We start from the raw sequence: 12,348 nt of genomic DNA, 5'->3' as shown, positions 1-12,348 counted from the left end.
TGGGGACGCGTGTCGTTCGAACGGTTAAAGCTGTTTACGATTTTGCTGCCGGCGATCGTGATCGGCGGCTTCGAGCTGATTCGGCACGAGCTGCTGCTCCATTATTTATCGATGGAGGTCGGCAACTTTTACATTATTATTTTGACCTTGCTGTTGTCCTACTGGTTCTCGACCTGGATGTTCCGTAAAATTCATGCGATGAACCGGACGATCGCCGAGGAACAGTCGCGCAGCGCGGTCTACGAGGAGCGGGAGCGGCTGGCCCGGGAGCTGCACGACAATATCGCGCAGATGCTGTTTTTCCTCAACGTGCAGCTCAAGCAGGGGAAGACGGCGGAGGCGCGGTCGGTCGTGTCCGAGATCGATCATCATTTGCGTCAGGCGATCTTTAACCTGAGGTCGCAGCCGGAGGACGGCACAACGTTCCCGGAGCGGCTGGACCGCTGGCTGCGCGAGTGGAGCGCGATCTCCGGCGTAGAAGCCGAGCGGCAGGGAGAATGGGAGGCCGGCACGTTTACGTTTTCCGAGGAGGTTCAATTGTTCGCCATCGTGCAGGAGGCGTTTACGAATATCCGCAAGCATTCCAGAGCGGACAGGGCAGTGCTTTCTTGGACTCGGGATGACCGTGACCGATGGGTGTTGACCGTGCGCGACAACGGAGTGGGAATCGCTTCGCCGCCCCCGGATGCGGGCAAATACGGCATCTCGATGATGCGGAAGCGGGCGGCGGAGCTGGGGGCTTCGCTCCGGGTAGCGCCGCTCCCCGACGGGGGAACGGAGCTTAGGATGGAAGGCGGGAAGGAGGGGAGGCGCCGATGAGCGCTTATCGCGTATTGATTGCCGACGATCATCCGCTGGCGCGGCAGGCGATTCGCAGCCTGCTCGAGGAGGACGCTTTGTTCGAGACGATTGGCGAAGCGGCGAGCGGCGAGCAGGCGATCGCCATGTGCGGCAATTTGCAGCCGGACCTTGTGCTGATGGACATCAGCATGCCGGATATGAGCGGACTCGAGGCGACGCGGCGCATCAAGCAGACGTACCCGCATGTGCGGGTCGTCATGCTGACGGTTTCCGATCATGTGGCCGATCTGTTCACCGCCATTCAATTCGGGGCACAAGGCTATTTGCTGAAAAATATGGACCCGGACGACTGGATGCACTACCTGCGGGCGCTCTTGGACGACAATGCGGCCGTGTCCCGCCAAATGGCGGACAAGCTGTTTCAGCATTTTCGCGGAGGAGCGGGCGGAGGCGGAACGGACGAAGCCGATGTCGGCGTGTTGACGCCGCGGGAACGGGAGCTGATCGCGCGCGTCGCCGCGGGGGATACGAACCGGCAAATCGCCGAACAACTGGTCATCGCCGAGAATACGGTCAAAAACCATATTAAAAACATTCTGGATAAGCTGAAGCTGGAGAACCGCGTACAGCTGACGGCGTACGCGGTCCGCCAGGGCTTGACACAGTTCAGTCAAAAACGCGGCGAAAAATAGCCCGGTCGAGTCATATTCACGGTCCCGCTTTTTCGTTACAGTGGTACATGGAAACCAAATTAAAAAAGGGGCTGATTGAAATGAAAAAAACAGCGGTGCTGTTCGCCGTTTGCTTGATGACGATGATGCTGTTCGCGGGGATGGCTAGCGCGCACGTCACAGTGCTTCCCAATGAATCGACGCAAGGCAAATACGAGGTGTTTACACTCCGGGTGCCGACCGAGAAGGAGATTGCGACGGTCAAGGTTGAAGTGAAATTTCCTGCCGGCGTGACCGTTTCGCGGTTCGAACCGAAATTCGGCTGGAAATACGACGTAACGAAGGACGGTACGGGTAAAATTACGAGCGTCGTCTGGACGGCTACCGGAGACGGCTTCGGCGCGACCGAATTCGGCGAGTTCAAAATGTCCGGCAAAGTGGAAAACGACGCCAAGGATTTGTCGTGGAAAGCTTATCAAACGTACAAGGACGGCAGCGTCGTAGAATGGGTCGGTGCGGACGGCTCGGACAAACCGGCCTCGGTTACGAAAATCAAAGCCGCCGCTCCAGGCGCCGATTCCCACGGCCACGATACGGGAGCATCCGCCCCGGCAGCGGGAGCGTCGGACTCTTCCGAGTCGAAGACACCGTTGTACCTGTCGATCGCCGCTGTCGTGCTGGGGGCTCTCGCGCTTCTGGTGGCGCTCCTGAAGAAAAAATAAGCGCACTATGATTTTCCGCGGCTCGCTTGATCCGAGATATTGCAAAAAGGACCTCTACTCCACTTCGTTAGTGGCATCAGAGGTCCTTTTTTCTTGAGCGTGAGCGTGTTTTTATTTCCTATTGTGTGCATCGAGCCGCCTTAATTCTTCAATAGGCAGCTTAGTGAACCGGGCGACCACCTCGAGCTCGAGTCCATCGCGCAGCATCTCCAGGGCAACCTCGACTTTGCCTTTCTCAATGCCTTTCTCGATGCCCTGCTGCTCCTTATCGGCGAGCATGCTGTTCAATTCAATGCGAGCGTGCTCCCGCGCTTCGTACAGCCTAATGGTTTCCGCGTCGTTGCTCAGCCATTCCAGCCGTTCTTCCGTTTTGCGAATAACGGGGTCCATCCGAGTCAACTCCTTTACCTGCTCTTCCGACAGACGCTCATCGAGAAACAGCATCCATCGATGCAGCGGATCGTTCAAGTTTTTTGGCGTCTTTCATGAACTTACCCTCCCACCCGCATCCGCGAGCGGTACAGCTCGGGGCTCATGCCGACGGCGTTCAGGAACGCTCGATGGAGCTGGCTCGTGGACGAGAACCCGACGTAGACACTGATGTCCACGATGGTCATGTTGGACGTCTTCAGCTTATGCTTGGCTTCCTCGATGCGCACCCGCAGCACGTACTGATAAGGAGACATCCCGACGGAAGCCTTGAACGAACGGATAAAATGGTAGCGGCTTTGCAGCGCCAACGCGGCCAGCTCGTCCAAGGTCAGCGCAGACCGGTAGTGGGTGTGAATATAATCGAGCACGCGGGCAAGATGAGGATCGCCGGTACGCTGCCGCACGGTCGGCATGTCTGCTTCCGCAGGACGGATATTCCCCCGCAGCGCATGATGCAGGTACGCCACGATATCCGCCTCGGTTTCCTGCTGGGCGATCGGATCAACGGGATCGCTGGCTAGCAGACGGCCGGTCCATCCGCGAAAGCGGCTGCGAATGTCGTGCGGATCGACGTACTGCCGCAAGGAGAGCTCGGGGGCTGGAGCGACCCCTCCTGTCCATATATCCGTTTGCAGCTGGATAATAATGACGCCTGCTCCGCCAGCCGTACGAAAATGATGCTCCTCGTGAGGATGCTGGACGAGGGCGCAGCCTTCCTGCAAAGCGTATTCCCGCCGTTCATGCGTAAAATGGCAAGTGCCTTGGATCGGCACCGTTACTTGAAGCCAGTTGTCGTGGACATGGGGGACGTTCGTGAACTCGTGTTCGATTTTCCACAACTCCATGCCCGTAGTTGCAATTCGTATTTGCATAAACATTCACCTGATGCCAGTATAGCAAAAATTGCGCGTTTTAGAAGCAACAATCGCGACGACAGCCCGACGCCTTTTCTCTATGATAAAACTTACAAAGAGAGAGGAGAGAAGCCTAATGCAGCCGCAAACGCAAACACAACTGCAAACGCCGTTGGAAAAAACGGCGGAACGGACCCGGTCGTATTCGATGTACGCCCTGGTTGGAGTAAGTCTGGCGCATCTGTTCAACGATGCGATGCAGACGGTCATACCGGCCGGTTTCCCGCTGTTCCAGCAACAAATGAATTTGAGCTTCAGCCAAATCGGATGGGTGGCGTTCGTGCTGAACGTCACGGCTTCGATTCTTCAGCCGTTGATCGGCGCTTACACGGATAAGAAACCGATGCCTTCGCTGCTTCCGCTCGGCATGATATTCTCGCTGCTCGGCATGATCGGGCTCGCCTATTCTTCCAGCCTGGCCACGCTGCTGCTTTCCGTGACGGCGGTGGGCATCGGCTCGTCCGTGCTTCATCCGGAATCGTCGCGCGTCGCCCATATGGCTGCGGGCAAAGGTCGGGGTCTGGCCCAATCCGTGTTTCAGGTAGGGGGTAATACCGGCCAGGCGCTCGGGCCGCTGCTGGTTGCGTTTATTTTGGCGCCGAGAGGCCAGCATGGCTTTCTTTGGTTCACGCTACTGGCTTTGATCGGACTTGCCATTCAATACGGCGTTAGCCGCTGGTATCGTCCACGCGTCATTCGCGCTCATGCCGCTTTGGCCGAAGCGAAGATAGCGAGCGCGGGGGCGGCGCAGCAGGCGCAACCGGCGGTAGAGCGGAAAACCGTCGTTTTCGTCATCAGCGTGCTGATTTTGCTGCTGTTCTCCAAGTTCGTCTATTTGGCCGGAATGAACGGCTACTATTCGTTTTATTATATGGAGCGGTACGGGCTGCCCTTGGAAAAAGCGCAAATCTGTCTGTTCGTCCTGCAATTCGCCGGCATGCTCGGCACGCTGCTGGGCGGACCGCTCGCCGACCGGATCGGCCGCAAAAGCGTCATTTGGTTTTCCATCTTCGGAACCGCACCGTTTGCGCTGTTTCTGCCTTATGTTGGCCCGACCGCAGCAATGCTTCTGTGCATACCGATCGGCCTTATCCTGATGTCGGGCTTCTCGGTCATTATCGTGTACGCTCAGGAGCTGCTTCCCGGCAAAGTCGGAACGGTAGCGGGCTTGTTCTTCGGGCTGTCGTTCGGCATGGGCGGCATCGGCTCGGTCGCGCTCGGCGGACTGGCCGATGTGACGGGCGTCCCGTTCGTTATTCAACTGTGCGCCTTCCTGCCCCTGCTCGGCGTCGTCGCGTTCCTGCTGCCTAAAGACAGGCGCCACGAGTAAAAGGGAGCTGACTGCGTCGTTCATACAATTTTTCATAGCAAGACTTGTTCCGTCCGGATCCGATCCGGACGGTTTTTCCTTTTTGGATGCAACCTGAACAGCGGGTTTTACGTCCTTTTATTTAAGAGGCGTATGATAGGTAAAAGGAGGGTGCATATGCGGAGAATACGGCTGGCCGTTATGACGCAGACGCTGCTGTTGGCTAACGCCCTGCTTCCTCCCGGCACCGTTCACGCCAAGCTGACTTTGCTGAAGAAGACCGGCTCCAGTATACGTCAGACAGCAACAATATCGCCATCGTCCCGGACGGCAACGTTAGCGAGCTGTTGAAGGGCATCGATGGAACGAAGCTGCCGTCTTAGGCTGTCTTCTATGGCTGCACAGAGAAGATCGGTACAGCGATAATCAAATCCGGTCTGAGCCGGACGGCGAACAGGGCCGGACTTGAGCCCGTTTGTGAAAAAGGTACAATTGTGCAGGTAGGCCGGCAGGAAAAACGTCATTTCGATGGAATATATTGTATGTGAAAAGATCGGTAAAAATAGCGATGGAGCCTGAAAGGGTCTGCGATTTCAGACTCTGTAACGAAATTGTCGATATTTTCACACTTGTGTAAAACTTTCTTAAGGTTGTTTTAATATTTGCAGTTTAAAATGTTTCCAACATGAATTTGGAGTATCGAATGAAGCGTCGTCGCAAAGCGGTATTCGCGGTATCAAGCGGGAGTTGGCCGGAGAAACGGCCGGTCGCATCGTGGGTTGCGAAGCTTCGTTCGTCCGTACGTTAAACGGAGGGGGATTTCGCATGAAAACAATCATTCATTTTCAAAACAAGCTGGTTCCGGTGTATGTCATAAACGCAACGTCCCCAAAATCGTTCAAACTGCTGTTGGCAACGCTGGAGACGAAATTCGCCACCGGCAAGTCGGCCATGAAAAAATGTTTGGCTTCTCTGATCAGTATCGAGATCGATGGTGGAGAAGCGATTCTGCATAGCTTCAGGGAAGAAGATTCGTTGGCTTTGTCGCTCTACTAAATCACTAACCATTCAAAAACGGCCGTCCCGGGTTCAGCGCCCGAGGAACGGCCGTTTTTTTGCATGATAGCGCGATAGAAACGAATATCCACCTTACATCGGGACTGATTTGTCAGGAAGGCGCTTCTTGGGCTCCAAGCTGATCCACACCAAACCTCCCGCCATACATAACGCGCCGGCGATCTGCCATACGGTGATCTGCTCGCCGAACAGCACATAGCCTGCAGCGACCGCGGCGGCCGGCACGACATAGCGGAAAAAGTTGGAGCGTGCCGCACCGATCTTGAACATGCAGCTGTTCCAGACGACGAAGGCGATGACCGTACAGAACAGGACATTGTATAAAATCGCGAAACCGTTTGCAGCCGTCAGGCCTGCCCAGTCGACTTTTCCCCATGAACCAAGCGTCAACGGGAACATGAACAGACTGCCGAATAAAATGAACCACGCGCTGACGCGAAGGGCCGAATACTGTTTCATGAGAGGCATGCAGGCCAGATTAAACAAAGCTCCGATCACGCTGGTTGCAAAAGCAAGCGCGTTGCCGAGCATATTCTGCGAGGAAAGATCGAGCCCTTCGCCGCCTCCGACGATAACAAGCGAGACGCCGACGATCGCGGCAGCCCCGCCCGCCAGCAGCCGTGAGGACACCGGTTCGCGGTAAAACAGCGGGGCCAGCAGCGCGGCGAATATGGGCCACGGCGCGACGCTCAACAGCGAGGCGTTGGCCAGCGTCGTATACTTGATCGAATACATGGCGGCGATTTCCAGCATGGTAACGCCGAACAGGCCGATGACCATGAGCAGGAGCGCCGTTTTGAACGATACGCCGATACTTCCCTCGCGTATTTTCAAGATGATGAAGAAGAACGGCACGGCCAGTCCGAACCGCAAAAACGTAAACAATGCCGGATCGAACGTATCCATTGCCAGCCGGGATATCCCGAAATTCGTTCCCCAAACCGCCGCAACAAAAACAAGTCCGGCTACGTACCAAAATGATGATTTCCCCATACTGCTCCCCATTTTTACGCGGGCGGCACGGAAACAGCCGCACCGTCTTCCGGTCCTGTTCCGTCGGTGCCGCTTGGCGTCCGAATCTGCTGGTCTTGTACTAGCTAGCTCCATACTAGGGGATAAAGAGCTTCGCGTAAAGATAAATATGGGTGGCGAAAATCGCTCCCCGGATGCGCTCGAGCACTGCTGCACATCATGAGAAAAACCCGGCAAATTATGGTATTGCAATCAGGCGGGAACACCTTTATAATCGGTCTTGTAGAAAAGCTTACACGAGTAAGTTTATTTTATAAAAGGGAGTGTTGGCCTTGAGAAAGTTACAGGTTCCATTGTTAGGGCTTTGCATGGTGGCGGCTTTGTCTCTTGCCGGCTGCGGAAACGAGAAGGTTCAAACCACCCCGTCTCCGAACGACAAGTCCGCGGCACCGAACGACAAGCCGCCGCCCAAGATCAGCAGCGATCCGGTCAAGCTGACGCTTTCGACAAGCGGGGTCGGACTCGATCAGAAGATCGGGGATATGCTGGTCGAGCACGTCAAGAAGAAATACCCGAACATTACGCTGGAGATTATGCCGCCGGGCAAGGACAATACCGTCGAAGGCATGGTCGCCGGCGGCACGACCCCCGACATCATGTTCACGTACAGCGGCAACATCAACGCGCTTAGAGCGATGAATGTGCTGTACGATTTGACGCCGCTCGTCAAATCGCAGATGATCGATTTGAGCCGCATCGAGCCCGGCCATATTGCGGACGTAAAAGTAAGAAGCGCGGAGAAGGACGAATTGTACGGAATTCCGTTTCTGACCGATTTTCACGGGCTGTACTACAATAAAGATCTGTTCGACAAGTTCGGCGTTCCTTACCCGCAGGACGGGATGGTTTGGGACGACGCCCTGAACGTAGCCCGCAAAGTAACCCGGATGGACGGCGGCACGCAGTACCGGGGACTTGAATCGCAAAACTCCATCTGGGTTACCCAAGGGTTGTCCCTGTTTCCTGTGGATGCGGCTACGAATAAGGCGACCGTTATTAACGACCAGTATAAACTGGCCTTCGAGCTGCTTAAGTCCATCTACTCGATTCCCGGCAACCAGCAGATCGCGAAGCCGGCGAAAAACCAGTTCATTCAAGACCGGACGCTGGCGATGCTGCTGGACTTGAACAGCGTCATCGCGCTGCAGGACCCCAAAAACCTAGACTTGAACTGGGATATGGCGCAATACCCGAGTTTTCCGGATAAACCGAATATTCACGGCGGCATCAGCGTACGGGTGCTTATGATCTCGGCCATCAGCAAGCATAAGGAACAGGCGATGCAGGTGCTCGACGTCGCTTCGTCCGAAGAGTTCCAGACCGCGATGAGCAGGCAGGCGACCATGCCGATTTTGAAGAGCGACGCCGTCAAGCAAGTGTTCGGGGCAGACTACCCGGCGTTGAAAAACAAAAGACTGCAAAGTATTTTTAAAAGCAAGCCAGCCCAGACGACTACCGTCGCTTCCATCTATAAAGCGAAAGCCGAGGCAATCGTCTTGAACAAAATTAACGAATACATTAAAGGCAATGTGGATGTGAATACGGCTTTACAGCAGGCGGACGAGGAAATCAACAAGATGGTCGAAACGGAACGAATCAAATGAACACGCTTACAAAATCGAACAGTTCGGGGTGATTCCAGATGCTTCCTATCCGGATCGACTGCCATTATGCAGGCGGCAATATTCGCATCGTTTCTGCGGAGGAAGGGCTCATTCGATTGGAGCAAGATATTCGGGATACGACGGAATGGTGGTTTTACTGGAACTTCCGCGCGACTGTCGTGTCCCGAAGCGAGCAGGAGACCGTGTTCGAGTTTGTGAACGGAGAAGTCGTCGGCCCATGGGGCCCGGCAGTAAGCGACGACGGCATAAGCTGGAGCTGGCTCGGAAGCGATTCGCTGCTGTCGCGCACGACGTTCCGGTTCCGGTTTACAGAGACGATGAAGCAGGTTTACTTTGCCTTCTCTTTGCCGTATCAGGAGCATCATTTCGAACGGTTCTATTCGGGCATTGCCGCCGATCCCCGGGTGCGCCGCGATGTCTTGACGCAGTCCGAGCAGCTGCGCAGCGTGCCGCTGCTTCGGGTCGGCAGCCCGAGCGCGAGCCAACATATTCTTGTGACCTGCCGGCACCATGCTTGCGAATCGACACCCTCCTATTTAATGGAAGGATTGCTGAACTATTACTTGGCGCAGCCCGAATCGCAGGTATTGAACGAGTACTTGTTTCACTATATTCCGTTCGTGGATATCGATGGGGTGGAGAACGGCGATCAGGGCAAGTCGAGGTCTCCGCACGATCATAACCGCGATTATACCGAAGCGCCCGTTTACCGCTCCACGACGGCTATTATCGAGTATGCGCGGCAGTTGCGGCCGACGGCGGGTATCGATCTGCACGGGCCTTACAAGTGGGGGGGCCGCAACGACGTTCCTTTCCTTGTCAAACAAGACCCGCCGGTGCAGGGAGAGATCGAAAGATTGAGCCTACATCTCGAGCGGATCACCGCGGCGCGTTCGACTCCCGACGCCATCCGGCATCGCTCTGCCGACGATATCGATATGGGAGTGGAATGGAACCAGCCTCACGGCAAAAATGCCAGCGCCGCCTTTCGGAGAGCCGGCGCCAGGTTAGCGTTTACTCTGGAGTTCCCTTATTTCGGTAAAGGGGAAATCGCGATTACCATCGAAAACAGCCGGCAATTCGGAGAGGATACGGCAAAGGCGCTTGAAGCCTACCTGCTGGAATCTCCATAACCGTCGCCGCCGGGCCGCCGCCGAACGACGGCTTACGGACAGGTGGAAGGCCGGATAATGAGGTCGGCATCAAGGGCGACCGCCGCCTCCTCCGGGGCATCTATGTGCTGAACGAGCAGATCGATGGCTTGTACGGCAACCTGCTTCCGGGGGTAGTCGATCACCGTAATGCCAGGCGTCGTCTGCGACGTCATCAGAATATTCTCGCAGCCGGCAACCGCCAGCTCCTGCGGAACCTGCATGCCGACCTCCCGAGCCGCGCTCAGCAAGCCTGCGGCCATCAAGTCGGAGGCGGCTGCGATGGCGGTATATTCGTTCCGCGCGGGGGAGGCGAGGCGCAGCTTCATCGTCTCGAATGCGGATTCCAGCCTCCCGTCTCCCTTCAGCGTCTGCTCCGGCAAGAACGGTAAACCGGCCTCCTTCATTGCTTGTTGAAAGGTATCCTCGCGTACGTTCAAATAGTGGTCCGGCATGTCCACGCCGATAAACCCGATCCGCGTATGTCCCTTTTCCTTCAAATGTCCAATCAATTTGCGCATCGCCTCCGTCCAGTCGATGTCGACGTACGGAACGGGCGATTCGCCGCCGGCCGGCTTCATAATGGAGACGACCGGGAGGTTCAGTCTGTCCAACTGTTCAAGAGATTCGGGCTTCAGCCGCTGGCCGAGCAGGACGACGCCGTCGGCGCGGCCGGCGGTAAACCGGACGAATTCGTCTTCCGTCTCGGGCGAATACGTCTGGAATACAATATAGTAACCGTGCTCGCGCGCCCGGGCTTCCAGATGCAACAAAATCCCGGCCTCGAACGAGTTGCCGAGATAGTTGACGAGAACCGCAAGCTGGTTCGTCTTTTTTGTTTTCAAGCTTCGCGCCACAAAATTCGGCTGGTAGCCGAGCTCCTTGATCGCCTCTAGCACTTTTTGCCGCGTCGCCTCGCCGACCCCGCTTTTGTTGTTCACCACGTAAGAAACGGCGGCAACGGATACACCGGCGTGCTCTGCAACTTGTTTGCGCGTAATCATATCCGGTCTCCTCGATAACGTTCTTTCGAGTAAGAATATCGTATATCCTTGCTGAAATCAATCGCTCGGGCCGCCGGATTAGCGCAGGAAAGCGGCAGGAAAGCCGGCGCTTGTTGCATCTTTTCGCCATTTTGCATATAATACGTTACATATATCCAAAAATGCGTTGACGGAGAAAAGTAAGCAGTGCCTCCTTACAGGGAGGGAGCGCCATGGATTGAGAGCGCTCCTAACGGAACAGGCTGCCGAAGTTCGCTCCCGAGCAGTCTCTTGAAACCGGAAACGCCGGACCGGCAAGCCTTCGGGCCCCGTCTCGTCCCCGCCCCGGCAAGTAGAGAGAACCGGTTCCGAGCCGTTAACTTTCGGCAAAGCGAAGACTGTCTTGCCATCGCTCGTTTCGCCTGAGGCGAAGCGGATTTTCCAACGTTCGTTCAACGGACGGATGCGGGGAGGACGTCTTAACAAGGGTGGTACCGCGGCACATTCGTCCCTTATCGGGAGGAGGGTGCCTTTTTTGCGTTGTGGGCTGGAAATCGAAGCAGGAGGGATTACGATGAAGGAACGTCTGCTTGCGCTTCAAGCGGAAGCGCTGCAAGAGCTGGAGCGGGTGGAGAACGCCCAGCAGCTGAACGACCTGCGGGTCAAATATTTGGGCAAAAAAGGACCGCTTACCGAAATTTTGCGCGGCATGGGCGCATTGAGCGCGGAGGAGCGTCCGGTCATCGGCCAGGTAGCCAACGATGTGCGCGCCGCGATCGAGTCCGTGATCGAGGCGAAGCAGAACGGCTACGCGCAGGCCGAGACGGAAAACCGGCTGAAGGCGGAGACGATCGACGTGACGCTTCCGGGCCGTCCCGCGTCTCACGGCGCGATTCATCCGCTGAACAAGGTCATTCAGGAGATCGAGGATATTTTTATCGGCATGGGCTATACGGTGGCGGAAGGACCGGAGGTCGAGAAAGACTACTACAACTTCGAAGCGCTCAATTTGCCGAGAAATCATCCGGCCCGCGACATGCAGGACTCGTTCTACATTACCGAGGAGCTGCTCATGCGGACGCATACGTCGCCGGTACAGGTTCGGACGATGGAGAAGAAGCAGGGCGAAGTGCCGGTCAAGATCATCTGCCCGGGCCGTGTGTACCGCCGGGACGACGACGACGCGACGCATTCGCATGTATTCACGCAGATCGAAGGACTGGTCATCGACCGCCATATCCGTATGAGCGATCTGAAAGGGACCTTGCTGCAATTCGTGCAGGAAATGTTCGGCAAGCAGACAAGCATCCGCATGCGCCCAAGCTTCTTTCCGTTCACGGAGCCCAGCGCCGAGGTCGACGTTTCCTGTATGATGTGCGGCGGCAAAGGCTGCCGGACGTGCAAGCATACCGGCTGGCTGGAAATTCTCGGGTCCGGGATGGTGCATCCCCGCGTGCTGGAAATGTCTGGCTATGATCCGGCCGAATACAGCGGATTCGCTTTCGGCATGGGCGTGGAGCGGATTGCCATGCTGAAGTACGGCATTGACGACATCCGTCATTTTTATACGAACGACGTGCGGTTTCTGAAGCAGTTTGCGCATATTTAACGCGAGAAAGGAAGTGAGCGGG

Annotated in this window: 13 protein-coding genes; 9 read left to right on the top strand and 4 right to left on the bottom strand. The window is 56.2% G+C overall.

The genetic code is table 11. The features are described from left to right. Positions 1-9: 9 nt before the first annotated feature. From ABD796_RS07540 to ABD796_RS07530, 3 genes are all read left to right on the top strand, one after another. A complete protein-coding gene (locus ABD796_RS07540) occupies positions 10-819 on the top strand; it encodes a sensor histidine kinase (protein WP_344905339.1) in 810 nt (269 codons plus the stop codon). Further along, complete coding sequence (locus ABD796_RS07535) at positions 816-1,493, top strand: response regulator (RefSeq protein WP_344905337.1); 678 nt, start codon at positions 816-818, stop codon at positions 1,491-1,493. Before ABD796_RS07540 ends, ABD796_RS07535 begins: the two co-directional genes overlap by 4 nt. Before the next feature lie 80 nt (positions 1,494-1,573). Then, positions 1,574-2,194: a YcnI family copper-binding membrane protein gene (locus ABD796_RS07530; protein WP_344905334.1), complete on the top strand. Its 621-nt coding sequence runs from the start codon at positions 1,574-1,576 to the stop codon at positions 2,192-2,194. 111 nt (positions 2,195-2,305) lie between these two features. Here the strand turns inward: ABD796_RS07530 and ABD796_RS07525 are convergent, their stop codons facing one another. Next, positions 2,306-2,662: an Rpn family recombination-promoting nuclease/putative transposase gene (locus ABD796_RS07525; protein WP_344905332.1), complete on the bottom strand. Its 357-nt coding sequence runs from the start codon at positions 2,660-2,662 to the stop codon at positions 2,306-2,308. A gap of 23 nt (positions 2,663-2,685) precedes the next feature. Next, positions 2,686-3,498, bottom strand: a complete 813-nt coding sequence (locus ABD796_RS07520; RefSeq protein WP_344905330.1) for an AraC family transcriptional regulator — start codon at positions 3,496-3,498, stop codon at positions 2,686-2,688. A 190-nt stretch (positions 3,499-3,688) separates the two neighbouring features. On the opposite strand from ABD796_RS07520, the gene ABD796_RS07515 reads away from it, so the two are divergent. From ABD796_RS07515 to ABD796_RS07505, 3 genes are all read left to right on the top strand, one after another. Next, entirely contained in the window at positions 3,689-4,870 is a 1,182-nt protein-coding gene (locus ABD796_RS07515) for an MFS transporter (protein WP_379116576.1), read from the top strand. Positions 4,871-5,026: 156 nt separating this feature from the next. Beyond that, positions 5,027-5,200, top strand: coding sequence for a hypothetical protein (locus ABD796_RS07510; protein WP_344905325.1), 174 nt, complete (start codon positions 5,027-5,029; stop codon positions 5,198-5,200). Positions 5,201-5,674: 474 nt separating this feature from the next. Continuing rightward, positions 5,675-5,905: a hypothetical protein gene (locus tag ABD796_RS07505; RefSeq protein ID WP_344905323.1), complete on the top strand. Its 231-nt coding sequence runs from the start codon at positions 5,675-5,677 to the stop codon at positions 5,903-5,905. Positions 5,906-5,998: 93 nt separating this feature from the next. Here the strand turns inward: ABD796_RS07505 and ABD796_RS07500 are convergent, their stop codons facing one another. After that, a complete protein-coding gene (locus tag ABD796_RS07500) occupies positions 5,999-6,919 on the bottom strand; it encodes a DMT family transporter (RefSeq protein WP_344905320.1) in 921 nt (306 codons plus the stop codon). A gap of 311 nt (positions 6,920-7,230) precedes the next feature. Here ABD796_RS07500 and ABD796_RS07495 point away from each other — a divergent pair, with 311 nt between their 5' ends. Next, the gene (locus ABD796_RS07495; protein WP_344905318.1) at positions 7,231-8,562 is read left to right on the top strand and encodes an ABC transporter substrate-binding protein; all 1,332 of its coding nucleotides are present in this window, start codon (positions 7,231-7,233) and stop codon (positions 8,560-8,562) included. Positions 8,563-8,600: 38 nt separating this feature from the next. Then, a complete protein-coding gene (locus ABD796_RS07490) occupies positions 8,601-9,716 on the top strand; it encodes a M14 family zinc carboxypeptidase (protein WP_344905315.1) in 1,116 nt (371 codons plus the stop codon). 32 nt (positions 9,717-9,748) lie between these two features. Here the strand turns inward: ABD796_RS07490 and ABD796_RS07485 are convergent, their stop codons facing one another. Continuing rightward, the gene (locus ABD796_RS07485) at positions 9,749-10,738 is read right to left on the bottom strand and encodes a LacI family DNA-binding transcriptional regulator (protein WP_344905312.1); all 990 of its coding nucleotides are present in this window, start codon (positions 10,736-10,738) and stop codon (positions 9,749-9,751) included. 553 nt (positions 10,739-11,291) lie between these two features. On the opposite strand from ABD796_RS07485, the gene pheS reads away from it, so the two are divergent. Further along, a complete protein-coding gene (pheS, locus tag ABD796_RS07480) occupies positions 11,292-12,326 on the top strand; it encodes a phenylalanine--tRNA ligase subunit alpha (protein WP_344905310.1) in 1,035 nt (344 codons plus the stop codon). Positions 12,327-12,348 lie beyond the last annotated feature (22 nt).

Origin of the sequence: Paenibacillus hodogayensis (assembly GCF_039536325.1) — a bacterium.
Lineage (GTDB): Bacteria > Bacillota > Bacilli > Paenibacillales > NBRC-103111 > Paenibacillus_AB > Paenibacillus_AB hodogayensis.
Note: the sequence above shows the minus strand (reverse complement) of the source record. Positions and strands in the feature narration are given on the sequence as shown.